General features: G+C 61.3%; 14 protein-coding genes. 8 read left to right on the plus strand and 6 right to left on the minus strand.

Going from position 1 to position 16,231, the window contains the following annotated elements:
- The first annotated feature begins 75 nt into the window (after positions 1-75).
- Positions 76-2,271 (plus strand): response regulator, encoded by a 2,196-nt coding sequence (locus EDD52_RS04215; RefSeq protein ID WP_132242185.1) that lies wholly within the window; start codon positions 76-78, stop codon positions 2,269-2,271.
- 3 nt (positions 2,272-2,274) lie between these two features.
- Here the strand turns inward: EDD52_RS04215 and yaaA are convergent, their stop codons facing one another.
- From yaaA to EDD52_RS04230, 3 genes are all read right to left on the minus strand, one after another.
- The gene (gene yaaA, locus EDD52_RS04220) at positions 2,275-3,057 is read right to left on the minus strand and encodes a peroxide stress protein YaaA (RefSeq protein ID WP_132242187.1); all 783 of its coding nucleotides are present in this window, start codon (positions 3,055-3,057) and stop codon (positions 2,275-2,277) included.
- A 29-nt stretch (positions 3,058-3,086) separates the two neighbouring features.
- Positions 3,087-5,150 carry a DNA helicase RecQ gene (gene recQ, locus EDD52_RS04225; RefSeq protein WP_132242189.1) on the minus strand — a complete coding sequence of 688 codons (2,064 nt, stop codon included), beginning with the start codon at positions 5,148-5,150 and terminating at the stop codon, positions 3,087-3,089.
- Between the two features lie 119 nt (positions 5,151-5,269).
- Positions 5,270-5,563, minus strand: coding sequence for a YggT family protein (locus tag EDD52_RS04230; protein WP_132242191.1), 294 nt, complete (start codon positions 5,561-5,563; stop codon positions 5,270-5,272).
- A gap of 131 nt (positions 5,564-5,694) precedes the next feature.
- Here EDD52_RS04230 and EDD52_RS04235 point away from each other — a divergent pair, with 131 nt between their 5' ends.
- The 6 genes from EDD52_RS04235 (at position 5,695) to arfB (ending at position 10,859) form a co-directional block, all read left to right on the plus strand.
- Complete coding sequence (locus tag EDD52_RS04235) at positions 5,695-6,231, plus strand: acyl-CoA thioesterase (protein WP_132242193.1); 537 nt, start codon at positions 5,695-5,697, stop codon at positions 6,229-6,231.
- Between the two features lie 34 nt (positions 6,232-6,265).
- The gene (locus EDD52_RS04240) at positions 6,266-7,660 is read left to right on the plus strand and encodes an MFS transporter (protein ID WP_132242938.1); all 1,395 of its coding nucleotides are present in this window, start codon (positions 6,266-6,268) and stop codon (positions 7,658-7,660) included.
- A complete protein-coding gene (gene mepA / locus EDD52_RS04245) occupies positions 7,657-8,568 on the plus strand; it encodes a penicillin-insensitive murein endopeptidase (protein ID WP_132242195.1) in 912 nt (303 codons plus the stop codon). The genes EDD52_RS04240 and mepA overlap by 4 nt, the downstream gene beginning before the upstream one ends.
- Positions 8,541-9,422 carry an esterase-like activity of phytase family protein gene (locus EDD52_RS04250; RefSeq protein ID WP_132242197.1) on the plus strand — a complete coding sequence of 294 codons (882 nt, stop codon included), beginning with the start codon at positions 8,541-8,543 and terminating at the stop codon, positions 9,420-9,422. The genes mepA and EDD52_RS04250 overlap by 28 nt, the downstream gene beginning before the upstream one ends.
- Before the next feature lie 90 nt (positions 9,423-9,512).
- Complete coding sequence (locus EDD52_RS04255; protein ID WP_132242199.1) at positions 9,513-10,142, plus strand: queuosine precursor transporter; 630 nt, start codon at positions 9,513-9,515, stop codon at positions 10,140-10,142.
- 297 nt (positions 10,143-10,439) lie between these two features.
- Positions 10,440-10,859 carry an alternative ribosome rescue aminoacyl-tRNA hydrolase ArfB gene (gene arfB / locus EDD52_RS04260; protein ID WP_132242201.1) on the plus strand — a complete coding sequence of 140 codons (420 nt, stop codon included), beginning with the start codon at positions 10,440-10,442 and terminating at the stop codon, positions 10,857-10,859.
- 9 nt (positions 10,860-10,868) lie between these two features.
- On the opposite strand, the gene pncB is transcribed toward arfB, so the two are convergent.
- The 3 genes from pncB to pncA all read right to left on the minus strand — a co-directional run bounded on the left by pncB (position 10,869) and on the right by pncA (position 15,104).
- Positions 10,869-12,158 carry a nicotinate phosphoribosyltransferase gene (pncB, locus tag EDD52_RS04265; RefSeq protein ID WP_132242203.1) on the minus strand — a complete coding sequence of 430 codons (1,290 nt, stop codon included), beginning with the start codon at positions 12,156-12,158 and terminating at the stop codon, positions 10,869-10,871.
- A 66-nt stretch (positions 12,159-12,224) separates the two neighbouring features.
- Entirely contained in the window at positions 12,225-14,435 is a 2,211-nt protein-coding gene (locus EDD52_RS04270; protein ID WP_132242205.1) for a response regulator, read from the minus strand.
- Between the two features lie 75 nt (positions 14,436-14,510).
- Positions 14,511-15,104 carry a bifunctional nicotinamidase/pyrazinamidase gene (pncA, locus tag EDD52_RS04275; protein WP_132242207.1) on the minus strand — a complete coding sequence of 198 codons (594 nt, stop codon included), beginning with the start codon at positions 15,102-15,104 and terminating at the stop codon, positions 14,511-14,513.
- Positions 15,105-15,218: 114 nt separating this feature from the next.
- Between pncA and trhO the strand changes: the two genes are divergently transcribed.
- Positions 15,219-16,133 (plus strand): oxygen-dependent tRNA uridine(34) hydroxylase TrhO, encoded by a 915-nt coding sequence (trhO, locus tag EDD52_RS04280; protein WP_132242209.1) that lies wholly within the window; start codon positions 15,219-15,221, stop codon positions 16,131-16,133.
- Positions 16,134-16,231: the final 98 nt, after the last annotated feature.

Here is a 16,231-nt window from a genome sequence, read left to right on the forward strand (position 1 = left end):
AACTATCGGGTTTAAGAAGTTTTTCATTTCAATGCAGCATCGTCCGAACAGGGAACGAACCGATCCGGTACCAGCATGAGCTTTTCGACAAAATTGGCCGAGGAACGCCGCGCGCGTCTTGCGGCAGAGCGCCTGCTGGAGCTCAAGCAAGCGGAGCTTTCTGCCGCGAATCGCAAACTGGGGCGTCATGCCCGCGCGCTCTCGCACGAGATCACCGAAACCCGGGCCGAGGTCCAGACCGTGAGGAGCGAAAACCAGCAGTTCAAATCGGACCTGACCGAAGCCAACCAGAAGATCGCAACCGCAGAGCGCCGCCTCTGGCAGTCGATCGAAACCTTCCCGGATGGGTTCGCGTTCTTCGATGCGGACAACATGATGATTGCCGCGAACCAGGCCTACCTGTCTGTCTTCGAGGGGGTCGAAGAGGTCAGGCCGGGAATTTTCTATCCGCGCCTGCTTCAGGTGGCGACGGAAGAGGGGATTGTGAACACCCGTGCCCTTTCTGCCGCCGATTGGCGCGCCATGATGATCGACCGGTGGGAAGCGCCCAATCCGGACCCGATCATTCTGCGCCTGTGGAACAATCAATACATCAAACTGGTCGACGAGCGCGGTCAGCAGGGCGATGTGGTCAGCCTTGCCCTGAACATCACCGCCACCGTGCGCTATGAAAAGCGACTGAAAAAGGCGCAGCGTCGCGCCGAATCCGCAAACCGCGCCAAATCCGCTTTCCTTGCCAATATGAGCCACGAGATCCGCACACCGATGAACGGGGTGATCGGCATGGCGGATGTGCTTGCCGACAGCGCGCTCAGCGAGGAACAGCGCCTTTATGTCGAGACGATCAAGAATTCTGGTGAGGCGCTGCTGGTTATCATCAATGACGTGCTCGATTATTCCAAGATCGAGGCGGACAAGTTGGTCCTGCACCACGAACCCTTCGATCTGGAGCGTTGCGTGCACGAGGTCGCCATGCTGCTGCAACCGGCCGCGCATGAAAAGAACCTCGATATGATGATCGATTACGACATGTTCCTGCCCACACGGTTCATGGGAGATCCGGGCCGGGTCCGGCAGATCCTGACGAACCTGATCGGGAACGCGCTGAAATTCACCCAGATTGGCCATGTCCTGATCCGCGTCACCGGCATCTGTTCCGAGCAGTCCGGCGCGACCATCCATGTGACCGTCGAAGATACCGGGATCGGTCTGCCGCAAGAGAAGTCCGATCATATCTTCGGCGAGTTCAATCAGGTCGAGGATGCGCAGAACCGCGCATTCGAGGGCACCGGCCTGGGACTTGCCATCACCAAGCGGCTGATCAATCGCATGGGTGGCGACATCTGGGTCGACTCGCAAATCGGGCGCGGCTCGTGCTTTGGGTTCCGCGTCTCGTTGCCCATAGCGGAACCGCCCTCATACCAGAACCCTGTCCTTCCCCGAAACCTCCGGCGCGTGATGATCGTCGACAGTCAGCCGGTAAGCAGTGCGATCCTGTGCAAACAGCTGACCGCTCTGGACATCGAAACGCTGGTCTGCGCCTCTGCGGCAACGGCGCTGGACAGGCTCTCTCCCCCGCCCGATGTCATTATCATCGAACAGAAACTGCCCGGTACAGGCGACAAATGTCTGGCGCAACAGATGCGCGAGCTTGGGGTCACAGCACCAATCATCGCGCTGTCCTCCACGCCGGGCGGTGCCATGGCCGATCCGTCCCGGCCCCACGTGAACTCCGTCCTGCAAAAGCCGCTGTCGAGGAGGGCGCTTTTTGCGGAAATGGAGGCTCTGACGAGCGATACGCTCCCCCAGCCCCAGGCGGCTCTTCCTGCCCAGCCTTCCGTGATCGGGCCGAACCTGCGCGCCCCCGTGGCCCGTCAAATGACGCTGTTGGTGGCCGAGGATAATGAGACCAACCGGCTGGTCTTCAAGAAGATGGTCGGCGCGCTCGATATTTCGTTGCGCTTCGCCAAGGACGGGATCGAGGCTGTCGCAGCCGCGGGGGAGGAGCGCCCTGATCTGATCTTCATGGATATCTCCATGCCGAAAATGGATGGCACCGAAGCCACCGCCCGCATCCGCGCGACAGAGCCCGCAGGATCGCATATTCCGATTGTTGCGCTCACCGCCCATGCGATGCCCGAGGATCGGGACGCCCTGATCGCCTGCGGGCTGGACGATCACATGACCAAGCCGCTGCGCAAGGCCGTATTGACGGAGATGATCGAGCGGCACCGACCAAAAGACACGCGGCCCCTCATCCCGCCGGAATAGCGCTCAGGCGGCTTGCGCGGCTTGGCTGCGCACGAAAACCGGCCGGTCAGCGGTGCTCAGATCCGGTTGCAGCGCATATCCACCGATGTCGAATTCGGCCAGTGCTGCCGGGTCCGTCAGCCTGCGCTGGATAATGTAGCGCGCCATAGCCCCTCTGGCACGCTTGGCGAAGAAGCTGACAATTTTCGGCCCGCCCGGTTTTTCCTCCATGAAGACCGGCGTCACCACGCGCAGCTTCAGCGCATCCAGAGCGACCGCACCGAAATATTCCTGGCTGGCACAGTTTACCAGAACATCCGTCCCGGCAGCCACTGCCTGCGTATTCAGCGCTTTGGAAAGGTCATCGCGCCAGTAGTCATAAAGGTTGCTCCCGCGCCGGGTTTTCAGCCTGCTGCCCATCTCCAGCCGGTATGGCTGAATTCCGTCGCGTGGCCGCAGGATCCCGTAAAGCCCCGAAAGGATGCGCAGGTGGTCCTGCGCCCAGTCCATTTCTTCGGGGTCGAGCGAGCCCGCCTCCAACCCAAGATAGGTGTCCCCCGCAAAGGCAAGCGCGGCAAGGCGCAGCGCAGATGCTTCGGGCGCATCCGAAAAGGCGCGGTAGCGGTCGCGGTTGAGCCGCGCCAGATCGGGGCTGAGATCCATCAGCTTCTGCAACTGCCCAAGGGTCTGGTTGCGCATGGTCTTTGCCAGCCGGTTGGCATCGTCCAGCATGCCCGGCGTCGTCATGTTCTGCCCCGGGCATTCCGCCCAATCCAGACGCTTTGCCGGAGAAATCACGATCAGCATGTCATCCCTTTCCAAATCTGGCGGTGGATCTAGCCCGCATCCCGGATCGCGTCCAGAAAAGCGTCACCGAACCGCGCGACCTTCTGCGCCCCCATGCCCTGCAGCGCCTCAAGCTCCTCGACAGTGTCGGGGCGCCGCTCAGCGATATGGCGCAGGGTCGCGGTGGTGCAGCTGAGAAACTTTTCGGTGCCATCCTTGCCCCGCGCCAACCGCGCCTGCGCCTCTTGCAACCGGTCAAACAGCGGCCCCGACGGGCGACCCGCCATCTTGCGCCGCATCGGGTGCATCTCTTCTACCGCGCCGGTGATGACCTCCAGAAAAGCGCTGCCATAGCTTTCCAGTTTCTTTGCGCCCACGCCGCTGATGCGGGCCATCTGGTCCAGCGTTTCGGGTCGGGTTTCGGCCATCTCGACCAGCGTCCGGTCGGTGAAGATGATATAGGCGGGCACGCGGGCTGCCTCGGCCAGCGCGCGCCGCTTGGCCTTGAGCGCCGACAAAAGCGGTGCGTCCTCCTCGCTGACCATGGCTTTGACCGCCGGCCTGCGATTGGCAGAGGCTGCACGGATACTGTCGCGCCGAAGGCTGATCTGCGCCTCGCCCCTGAGAAGCGGCAGCGCCGCATCGGTCATCCGCAGCGCGCCGTGGCGTTCAGGGTCAGGCCGCAGCAGATCGTGCCCCATCATCTGACGAAACAGCGCCTGCCAGCCGCGTTTGTCGAATTCGCGCCCGACCCCGAATGTCGGCAGGTTGTCATGGCCCTTGTCACGGATCCTGTCGGTCAGATTGCCGGTCAGCACGTCAATCAGATGACCCGCGCCGAAATACTCGCCCGTGCGCAACGCGGCGGACAGCGCCTTTCGCACCGCCTCTGTCCCGTCGAACACCTCTGCCGGAGAGTCGCAAAGGTCGCAATTTCCGCAAGACACATCGCTTTCGCCGAAATAGCCCAGAAGCGTCTTGCGGCGGCATTCCAGCGCCTCGGCCAGACCCAGCAACGCGTTCAGCCGCCCATGATCGGCGGCCCGGCGCTCAGGAGGGGCCAGACCTTCGTCAATCTGACTGCGGCGCAGCCGGATATCCTCTGGCCCGAACAGCGTAAGCGTCTCTGCCGGACCACCATCCCGCCCGGCGCGCCCGATTTCCTGATAATAAGCCTCAATGCTTTTGGGCAGGTCAGCATGGGCGACCCAGCGGATATCTGGCTTGTCCACACCCATCCCGAAAGCGACAGTGGCCACGACGATCAACCCGTCCTCACGGGCGAAACGCCCCTCGACGATGCGCCGATCCTCTGCCTCCATCCCGCCATGATAGTGGCAGGCATTGTGCCCGGCTTGCCGCAGCGCCCCTGCAAGGCCCTCGGTCTTGGCGCGCGTGCCGCAATAAACGATACCGGCCTGCCCTTTTCGCGCATCCGCAAAGCCCAGGATCTGCCGCCGGGGGTTGTCTTTTCCGGCAAAGGCCAAATGAATGTTCGGACGGTCAAAGCCCCGGAGAAATCTTTGTGGTTCGGCCCCGGCGAACAGGCGCGAGACGATCTCGTCCTGCGTTTCGGCATCTGCGGTGGCGGTGAAGGCTGCCAGCGGCACGTCCAGCATCTGCCGAAGCTCTCCGATCCGCAGGTAATCGGGGCGGAAATCATGGCCCCACTGGCTGACGCAATGCGCCTCGTCCACCGCGATCAGGGAAACGCCGATCCGGCGCAGCATCGACATGGTGCCACCGGCGGCCAGACGTTCCGGCGCGAGATAAAGCAGCTTGAGCGTGCCCGCCTCGATCTCCTGCCAGACGGCATCGGTTTCTTCGGGCGTGTTGCCAGAGGTCAGCGCACCGGCCACCACCCCGGATTCCCGCAACCCCCGCACCTGATCGCGCATCAGCGCAATGAGCGGCGAAATCACCACCGTCACACCATCGCGCATCAGCGCCGGCAGTTGGAAACACAGGGATTTGCCGCCCCCGGTGGGCATGATCGCCAGCACGTTCCGGCCATCCGCCACCGCGCGCACGATCTCTTCCTGTCCCGGACGGAAGGCGCCGAAACCGAATACATCGCTTAGCAGCGCGTCGGCACTGGCGGAGTCGCGGGGCATGTGAACCTGCTCTTATTGTCTACATCTGCTCTGATGCAGACAATCACATACCAAGTGTCGTGAAACAAGGCCGAGTGACGCGCGACCACGGGTAAAACCGTTCCCCGCGCTGTCCGGTATCAGTAGCTGTAAAAGAGCGCGGCGTTGTTGGCCAGGATGATCCGGATCGCGTAGATCCCGACCAGCGCCACCAGGGGTGCCAGGTCAAGCCCGCTCATCGGGGGCAGGATGCGCCGGATGCGGCTGTAGATCGGATCCAACAGGCGGTTGAGCCCGTCCCATATTTGTGCCACTAGCGGCTGCCGCAGGTTCAGAACCTGAAAACTAATCAGCCAGCTCATGATCACATGCGCGATGATGATGAACCAGACGATGTCCAGGATCAGCATCAGGATCTGGTAAAGCGATTGCATGCGATATGTCCTCTCAGGTCGGTATCGCAGGCACAGGTAATGGCGCGGCGCCCAAAGGGCAAGAGTGCCGCAAGGTAGCAATTGACGCGCAGGTCATCGCGGCGAAGTTGTGATGACAAAGGAGACCGCCCATGTACCCGTTCATTCGGATGGCCAAGGAATTGGTAATCAACCGAAATGCCGCAAAGCTTCCGCCGACCGGCACGCATGTCTCGCACCACATGTGCATGCCCTGGGACATCGACCTGTGGGCCGAACTGAACAATGGCCGCACATTGACGATCTACGATCTGGGGCGGATCCCGCTGGCGCAGCGCACCGGGCTGATCAAAGTGCTGCGGCGGCAACGCTGGGGGCTGACAGTGGCGGGCGTATCGGTGCGCTATCGTCGCCGGATCCGGATGTTCGACGTGATCGAGCTGCACAGCCGCCTTGTTGGATGGGATGATCGGTTTCTCTATATCGACCAGTCGATGTGGCGGAAGGATGGCATTTGCGCCAATCAGGCCCTGTTCCGGACCGCCGTCACCAGCTCGGATGGCATTGTCGCACCCGAGCGCGTCGCCAAGTCCCTGGGAACCAAAACGGTCTCCCCGCCTCTACCCGGTTGGATTCAGGCCTGGATCGATGCAGATGCGCAGCGTCCCTGGCCGCCAGAGCGGCATTGACACCGGCTCTGGCACCGGCGCAGGGTCGCGCCACATGAAAGGCGGGGAGGCCGACAAAGTGCAAACAACGGCGCTGCGAAAGCGAATTTGGGGCTGGTTCTTCTTCGATTGGGCCCAGCAACCCTACGCGACGCTTGGATTGACCTTCATCTTTGCCCCCTATTTCGCGGCCGTTGCGACGGACGCGCTGGTCGCCCAAGGCACAAGCCTTGGCGATGCCAAGGTCGACGCGCAAAACCTGTGGTCGTCGGCCCAGACCATCGCCGGACTGATCATCGCCTTCTCTGCCCCGTTCCTGGGCGCCTGGGCGGACGCGTCGGGGCGCAAACGGCCATGGATACTGGCCTTTTCCATGATGGCAGTGCTGTGCGCAGGGATGCTCTGGACGCTGACACCGGATGGCGGCAACCTGATGCTCGCCCTTACACTGTTCTGGGTGGGCTTCGTCTTTTCCGAAGCTGCCTTCAACCTCAACAACGCCTTCCTTCCGGATCTGGGCACAGCCGAGCAGATCGGGCGCATCTCCGGTGGTGCGACGGCCTTCGGCTATTGGGGAGGTGTGCTTTCGCTGTTCGCGATGCTGATCTTCTTCGCCGAGAATGAAAGCGGCACGACGCTTGTCGGTATCGCGCCGGTTTTCGGGCTTGATCCCGAGGCGCGCGAGGGCACGCGGTTTGTTGGGCCGTTCATCGCTTTGTGGCTCGCGATCTTCTTGATCCCCTTTGTTCTCTGGACGCGCGAAAACCCCGCGATCAACCGCAAACGTCCCCGGTTTCGTCAGGTTCTGGCAGAGCTTTGGTCCAGCATTCGGCGCGTATCGGGCGAGCCTTCGACCCGCGCCTTCCTTCTGGCGTCGCTCTTTTACCGCGACGCGCTGACAGCGCTTTATGCCTATGGCGGGATCTATGCGCGGCAGGTGCTGGACTGGCAAACGATCCAGATCGGCGTCTTCGGCATCATCGCCGCCATCGCAGCCGCCATCCTCAGCTGGGTCGGCGGGATTGCAGACCAGCGGCTTGGCCCCAAACCCGTCATCACCTTCTCTATCTGGATGATGCTTGGCGTCGGCTCGATCATCGTTGGCATGTCGCGCGAAGCGATCTTTGGCTTTGCCCTGCCGGAAGGGTCGAACCTGCCCGACATCCTGTTCTACTTCTGCGGCGCAGCCATCGGCGGGGCGGGCGGGGCGCTGTATTCCGCATCGCGATCCATGATGGTCCGCCACACCCGGCCAGAGAACGCTGCGGAATCCTTCGGGCTGTTTGCATTTGCGGGCAAGGCCACGGCGTTTCTTGCACCGGCCTTGATCACCGTCTTCGGGGTGATCACAAATTCAAACCAATTGGCCTTCTTGCCTGTGATCTTTCTTTTTATCATCGGCCTCTTTCTGCTACGCTACGTGCATCCAGACGGAGAACGAGCAGTATGATCCGCATTTTTATGAGTCTAACCTTGGCCCTTGGCCTTGCCGCCTGCGGTGGTGGCAAAACCGAAAAAACGATAGAAACCGTCGGCAGCTCTGCCGGGGTTCTCAGCTCAAAGAGCGCGAAGCAGCTATTTGGGTATAAATCCGAAGGGTCCGGGCAGACACCTTCGCCTTTCGGCAGCTATGCCAAAGGATGTCTCGCAGGCGGTGCCGAATTGCCTGAAACGGGACCCACCTGGCAGGCAATGCGCTTGTCGCGCAACCGTAACTGGGCCCATCCGAACACGGTCGATTTCGTACAGGATCTCAGCCGCAAGGCCGCGCGCCAACCCGGTTGGAACGGTCTTTACGTGGGCGATCTCAGCCAGCCGCGTGGCGGGCCGATGCTGTCGGGCCATGCCAGCCACCAGATCGGGCTTGATGCCGACATCTGGCTGCGCCCTGCCGACAACCTGAACCTCAGCGCCTCGGCGCGCGAAAACATTTCGTCGATTTCAATGCGGCGGTCCAACGGCGCCTACACCAATGGCAACTGGACCCGCGCGCATCACGAAATCATCAAGGCCGCGGCAAAGGATCCGCGCGTGGCCCGCATCTTTATCTTCCCCGGTGCGAAGGTTCAGATGTGCAACGATGAAAAGGGCGACCGCGCCTGGCTGAACAAGGTTCGGCCGTGGTGGGGTCATCACTACCATTTCCACGTACGGCTGAGCTGCCCTTCCGGGACGGCCGGGTGCGTCGATCAGGCCCCGCCCCCGGCTGGTGATGGCTGCGCCGACGCGCAGGCTTGGGTGAACAATATCCTCAACCCACCGCCGCCCAACCCCAATGCCCCCAAGCCAAAGCCGAAGCGCGAATTGACGCTTGCCGACCTGCCCCGCCAATGCGCCACCGTATTGTCGGCGCGCTAGGCGCGGCCATTGGGCTCACGCTCGCGCTGAACGCGCTCGCCGCGCCTGCTCACAAGGCGCGGCTCATCGGCTCATTCACATGGCAAGGCGAGGATGAACGCTTTGGTGGGTTCTCTGGTCTGGAACTGTCTGACGATGGGCTGACCCTGACCACCATCAGTGATCGCGGCAGCTATGTCACCGCCCGGCTGACGCGGCAGGACGGTCGCGTCACCGCAATAGATGCAGACCCTATAAAGACGCTGCGAGACTATCGCGCGACGGATATTAAGGGGGGCGGCGATGCAGAAGGGCTCGCGATAGCGCAGGACGGGCGCTGGTTCGTCTCGTTGGAGGCCTTTCACAGGGTCGTCGCCTATTCCTCTTTGGATACCGCCTCCTGGGTGCCAATCCCTGACGAGTTCACAAAGCTTCAACACAATTCCGGGCTGGAGGCTTTGGCGGTAGACGACGCCGGGCGGCTTTATGCCATACCGGAACGATCCGGGGGGGTTACACAGCCCTTTTCCGTCTATCGGTTTGAGGACAAAGTCTGGACCACCCCCTTTACCCTGCCCCGCGACGGTGGGTTTTTGCCCGTTGGGGCGGATTTCGGGCCCGACGGGCGGCTCTACCTGCTGGAACGCGAATTCTCTGGCTTTGGATTTCGAAGCCGCGTGCGGCGCTTCACACTGGATGGCGATGCTATTGCGGGGTCAGAAATCCTGTTGACGACCTCAACCTGGACCCATGGCAATCTTGAAGGCATTGCAGTCTGGCAAGACACCCAAGGTACCCACCTGACGATGATTTCCGATGACAATTTCCAGTCGTTCCTGCGAACCGAGCTGGTGGATTATGTCGTAACGGACTGACTTGCGCTGAAAAGGCCTTGCCGGTACGAAGCGCTGTTCCCGCGAATCGGGCGCCAAGTCTCCGCTACCTTGAAAAAACGGACCAGTTTCATGACCCGCAAACATCTTCCCGGCATTCTTGCCATGGCCGCCATCGTGGTGGCGTCCAACATCCTCGTGCAATTCCTGTTCGGTCAATGGCTGACCTGGGGTGCATTCACCTATCCGCTGGCCTTCCTTGTGACCGATGTGATGAACCGCGTCTACGGCGCCGGTCCCGCCCGCAAGGTCGTCATTGCTGGCTTCGTCGTCGGCGTGATCTGTTCGCTGATCGGCACGCAGATCATGGGCGAATACGGCCCGCTTGTGACGCTTCGGATCGCGATGGGGTCCGGCCTGGCCTTCCTGACGGCGCAGCTTCTGGACGTCGCGATCTTTGATCGGTTGCGGCAGGGCAAATGGTGGCGCGCGCCGCTGGTGTCCACGCTGGTGGGCTCGTCCATCGACACGGCGCTGTTCTTCACCATCGCCTTTTCCGACGCGTTGAGCTTTCTTGAACCGTCCAACGATGTCAGCTGGGCGACTGAAGGGCTGCCACTTCTGGGCGCGGGCCCGATCGTGCCGCTATGGGTGTCGCTGGGCCTTGCCGACTGGCTGGTAAAGCTCAGCCTCGCGCTTGTTGCACTTGTGCCGTTCCGCGCCATCGTTGCCCATTTGGAAGGCAGTCGCGCCGCCACGTGACCCTGTCACGAAAAAAACATTTTGCGTCAGACGCTTTCCGTGCCAACCTGAAGTTGCGTTTTTTAACAGCTGAAAGGAGGTGATCCAGTGTCGAGAGAGATGTTGGAGAAAGGTGTCGGAACAGTTCGGAGGATGATCTGCTAGGGCAGCCCTTGGCAGACCCAAAGTCCGAATTGGCGAGAGTCTGAACCGACGCCCGCCTCCCGAGTTCTCGAAGGGCCGTCCCGATTTGGGCGGCCCTTTTTGTTGTCCCATGCCGCTCGGGACAAACCGAAATTTGACTGCTAAAGAAGACCCATGTTGCGCATTAACGATCAGATCACCATCGAACCCTGGGAGCTGACAGAGCAGTTCACCCGCGCCTCTGGCCCCGGTGGCCAGAACGTCAACAAGGTGTCAACCGCCGTTGAACTGCGGTTCGAGGCAGAGCGTTCCCCCAACCTTCCCGGCCCGGTCAAAGCCCGGCTTCGACGTCTGGCAGGACGCCGCTGGACGAAGGAAGGCGCGCTGGTGCTTCAGGTTGACGACACCCGCTCGCAGGCGCGCAACCGCGAGATCGCCCGCGAACGTCTGGCAGAGCTGATCCGAAAGGCTCTGGAACGGCCAAAGCGGCGCATTCCGACGAAGGTATCGCCCAACCAAAAGCGCAAACGGGTCGAAGCCAAGAAAGCACGGAGCGAGGTCAAGGCGCTGCGCGGCAGGGTCGATGAAGGCTGAGCGGACCTCTCAGACGAATATCTCCATCCGGGTCTGATCGCCCACGCCAAACACCCTCTTGTAGCGCGCGATTTCATCTTCCGGGCCCATTGCCTTGTTGGGATTGTCGGACAATTTGACCGTGGGTTTTCCCTCGGCGCTGATGGCTTTGCACACCAGACTGAACGGGGCCAGCCGGTCATCCGGGGTCAGTCCGCGGAAATCATTGGTCAGCAATGTGCCCCAGCCGAAGGACACTCTGACCCGCCCCGCGAATTGAGCGTGCAATTCCAGGATCTTCTTTTCGTCCAGACCGTCCGAGAAGATCACCAGCTTCTGCGTCGGATCTTCGCCGCGTTCTTTCCACCAGCGGATGGCTGTTTCGGCCCCGGTCGCCGGGTCGCCGGAATCGATACGAATGCCCGTCCAGCCGGCCAGCCAGTCGGGCGCATTGCGCAGGAATCCTTCCGTCCCGTAGGTATCGGGCAGAATGATCCGCAGGTTGCCGTCATGCTCTTCGTGCCAATCGGCCAGAACATCATAGGGCGCGCGCGCAAGGGCGGCGTCATCTTCGGCAAGTGCTGCGTAAACCATCGGCAGCTCATGCGCATTGGTGCCGATCGCCTCCAGATCACGGTTCTTTGCGATCAGACAGTTGGACGTGCCCACAAAACTCTCGCCCAGACCCTCTGTCATGGCTTGCACGCACCAGTCCTGCCACAGGAAACTGTGCCTGCGGCGGGTTCCGAAATCAGCGATGCGCAACCCCGGGACGTCGCGCAAGTGGCCGACTTTTTCCCAAAGCTTCGTCGTCGCACGCGCGTAAAGGACCTGAAGTTCGAATTTGCCCATCGTGTTCAGAACCGCGCGACCGCGCAGCTCCATTAAGATGGCGAGGGCAGGGATTTCCCATAGCATGACCTCGGGCCAGGCGCCCTCAAAGGTCAGCTCATATTGGTCGCCAACACGTTCCAGATGGTAGGGCGGCAGGCGCATGCCCTCGAACCACTCCATGAAATCCGGCCGGAACATCTGGCGCTTGCCATAAAACGTATTGCCGCGCAGCCAGGTGCTTTCCCCCCGCGACAGCGATAGCGAGCGGACGTGGTCAAGCTGTTCGCGCAGTTCGCCTTCGTCGATCAACTTTGCAAGCGGCACGTGCTTGGACCGGTTGATCAGGCTGAAGACAACCTGCGTATCGGGTTTGTTGCGAAAGACCGATTGGCACATCAGCAACTTGTAGAAATCCGTATCGATCAACGACCTTACGATCGGGTCGATTTTCCATTTATGGTTCCAGACGCGGGTGGCGATTTCCAAGATGCTGTCCTCATTCGCGAATGTTTCTTTGATATGCGAATGCGCCAAGCACGTCCAACCGGTTTCTCAACTCGGTGGAACCCGCGCCAGAGCCTGAAACAGCTGGGCCTTGCGCAGGGGTTTGGCCAGAAAATCATCCATGCCCGCCTCGAAACAGGCTTCGCGGTCTGAAGCAAAGGCATTCGCCGTCAGCGCGATGATATGCGGCTGTGTCCCGGTGATGGCCCGGATCTCCCGCGTGGCAGCCAAACCGTCCATCTCGGGCATCGACATGTCCATCAAGATCACGTCCGGCATGTCTGCCCGAACCTGTTCGACCGCCTGCAGCCCGTTCTCGGCAAAGCGCAGATCAATGGGCTGATCGTTCAGGAATTTCTGGATCAGAAGCCGGTTGGTGCTGTTGTCTTCAACAACAAGCACGCGAACGCCTTTCGGCAAGAATGTGGGTTCCTGTTTCGGCGTGTCGGGTTTGTCCTCGTCGACCGGATCCAGAAACAAGGTCAGTTCGAACCTCGCACCGGCTGCTTCCGAAGGCACAAGCACAAGGTCGCCCCCCATGCTTCGCGCCAGCAGGCGAGATATGGACAGGCCAAGCCCCGTGCCACCAAAACGCCGCGTGGTGGCCGCGTCGGCTTGGGAAAACTGATCAAATATGTGGTCCGCATCGCCGGGCGCGACACCAATTCCGGTATCGGTCACCAACACACTCAATTTGATGCGTCCCTCTACCCTGGCCCAGCGGCTTTGGACGGTGACGCCGCCCTTGGATGTGAATTTTACGGCGTTGCTCAGAAGGTTGACCAGTATCTGGCGCACCCTTCCCTGATCGCCAGATACCATTCTGGGCAAAGGCGTGGTGTGACAAATGTCGATGAAAAGCCGCTTGTCGCTGGCCTGCAATCGCAGCAGATCGGCTGCTTCGCGGATGCAGGCTGTGGGCGAGAAGCGCTCGGAGCACAGGCTCATCCGGCCCGCGTCGAGCCGCGAGAAATCCAGCACATCGTTGACGATTTTCAGCAGCGCCCCTGCGGAGCTGCGTATCGTTTCTGCATAGACCCTCTGTTCGCTCGTGAATTGCGTGTCTGCCAACAGTTCTGCCATTCCGATGATGCCATTCATCGGCGTACGGATTTCGTGGCTCATAGTGGCAAGGAATTCTGCCTTGGTCCGGGCAGCATCCTCGGCAGAACGCTTGGCCTCGGCCAGTAGCCGCTCCTGCTCCTTGGCGCTGGTGATATCACGCTCGATTGCGACCGTGGTTTCGACCTCGCCGTCCCTGTTCAGGATCGGAACGATATTGGCTTCGACCCAGATCGTTCTGCCGTCACGGGTGAGGTTCAGGACTTCCTCACGGCAGGGCACCCCCGATTCCCGCGCCTCCACGATCCGGCGGCAGGTCTCGGGGCAGGTGTCGGGGCCATTAAGAAGCTCCGCAGGTGTCTTGCCCACCGCCTCTTCCAGCGGGTAACCGGTGATCCGGGTGAAAGCGTCGTTCGCCCAGATGATGGTCGAATCGGCATCTGACAGGATGACTGAATCGGTTGCATATCGCGCGACCAGCGACAGTTGGTTGGCCTCGCGTTCCTTTATCAGCAAATCCTGGTTCGCCCGTTCCTGCGCCAACTTGCCCAAAAGGAGCGCCTCGCTATTGGAGGTTTCCCGCTGATGCCCGGCGACGACGAATCCGACAAAGACCCGCACCATATACAGCAGGATAACCGCCCCCAGCAGATCATACCCGTGTCGCGAAACCCAGCCGCCCGCACGGCTGAGGTCGATCGCGAAATGGGCAAGAAGGGCCAGACCATAGATGGTCAGCCGCGCCGCGGTGGCTGCCCGGTGGAAGGGATAGACCACGCCCGCATTTATCGCCGCGCCAGTAAGATAGGCCAGTGCGATCAGGCTGGCCTGACCGGGTTGCGATGCGATGTCCGCCAAAAGGACGCACGCGGTAATGGTGATTGCCTGGACCGTCGCGGTCACAGTTGACGTCAGATATGCCCGCCTGAAGGCTGCTTCATTCGGCAGATGGTCTGGAAGGGACCGCAGGTAGAGGCAATCGATCGCCTCCCCCATAAGGGCAAAGCAGGCGGCCAAAGCGGCAATCTGCCAATTCCCGAGGATAACCAGCGTCAGGGCGCCTGAGAGTGTCAGGACCTGGCGCGTCAGGAAAAAGGCCACACGCCCGCGTGCATAGCGGATAAGCAACCCTTCCGGGCTGTTTCGCGCTTTGAACGCGGCAAGCTGCCGTTCCGATTGCAGAACGGAGTCGGGCATTTTCGCTGGCGCTCCTGTCCGTGTTGGTCAGGGACAGGTAACCCGCATCAAGTTAACAAATTGGCAAGGCCGTAACTACCGTAGCGTCACCCCTGCTTCCCCCATCCCGGACAGTGCCGCAGCCAACGACCCGTCAAGGTCTATGCCTCGGCACGCGGATTGCAGGACGCTGACATCAAAGCCCAGCCCGGCAGCATCCACCGCAGAGAAATTCACGCAGAAATCCGTGGCGAGCCCCACAAGGGTCAGCTGGCTGATGCCGCGCGTGCGCAGGTATCCCTCCAGCCCGGTGGGCGTGGTGCGGTCATTCTCGAAAAAGGCGGAATAACTGTCGATGCCGGGGCGAAACCCCTTGCGGATGATAAGGTCTGCACGTTCCGTCTTCAGATCGGGATGAAACGCAGCGCCGTCAGTGCCTTGCACGCAATGATCCGGCCAAAGCACCTGTGGCCCGTAGGGCATCTGCGTCAGGTCGAACGGCGCTTTGCCCGGATGCTGGCTTGCGAAAGAGGAATGGCCGGAAGGGTGCCAATCCTGCGTAAGAACGACCGCGTCGAAGTCATCCATCATCGCGTTGATGGGCGCGACGATCTCGTCGCCCCCCGCAACCGCAAGCGCCCCGCCGGGGCAGAAATCATTCTGGACGTCGATCACGATAAGCGCATGCATGTCGGAGCCTCATTGTCTGTCACGATCATGGGTAGGCTCTGGACGAGGCCCGGTCAACGCACTGCGCCATTTCTGCCCCTTGATCGAAAGGGTTTCCAAGCGTAAATCGCGCCCATGTTCACCGTCGCAGCACTCTATCACTTCACCCGGTTTCCCGATCCCGCAGCCTTGCGCGGGCCGCTGCTGGAGCTGTGCCGATCCGAAGGGATTACTGGCACGCTGCTTTTGGCGCAGGAAGGGATCAACGGCACCATCGCCGGCTCCGTCAGGGGGATCGAGGCTGTGCTGGCACATCTGCGCACCCTTCCCGGCTGCGACGACCTGGAATGGAAACTCTCCACCGCGAGCGAACAGCCCTTCGCCCGGATGAAAGTGCGCCTGAAGCGCGAGATCGTGACCATGGGGCAGCCGGATGTCGACCCCAAGGCGCGTGTCGGGCATTATGTCGACCCCAACGCCTGGAACGAGCTGATCAAGAGCCCCGATGTGGCGGTCATCGACACGCGCAACGAATACGAAGTGGCCATCGGGACCTTCGAGGGCGCAGAGGATCCGCATACGGAAAGCTTTCGCGATTTTCCCGCGTGGTGGGAGGAGAACAAGGAACGGTTCCACAACAAGCGGATCGCCATGTTCTGCACCGGCGGCATACGGTGCGAAAAATCCACCAACTACTTGCTGGGACAGGGTGTGCCGGAGGTCTATCACCTCAAGGGCGGCATCCTGAAATATCTCGAAGAGGTCCCCGAGGAGAACAGCACCTGGCAAGGCGAATGTTTCGTCTTTGACGGGCGGGTCTCTGTCGGGCACGGGCTGCGCGAAGGCCCGCACCTGCTTTGCCATGCCTGCCGCCGTCCGATCCTCCCCGAAGATCGCACCCGCCCGGAATATGAACACGGTGTATCCTGCCACCACTGCATCGACGAAACCTCTGACGCCGACAAGGCAAGGTTCCGCGAGCGGCAGAAACAGATCGAACTGGCCCGCGCGCGCGGCGAAACGCATCTGGGCGGCGAAACCGGCGTTTGACGCCGCGCCGCAGTCTTTGTGAATCGCACCTCTCCGACAGTCGCCACGTTACTTTGAAAAGCTTCGTGGACGGCGGGCTGGGCGTCGGCCTATGGTCA

It is taken from the genome of Primorskyibacter sedentarius, from assembly GCF_004342065.1.
Taxonomy (GTDB): domain Bacteria; phylum Pseudomonadota; class Alphaproteobacteria; order Rhodobacterales; family Rhodobacteraceae; genus Primorskyibacter; species Primorskyibacter sedentarius.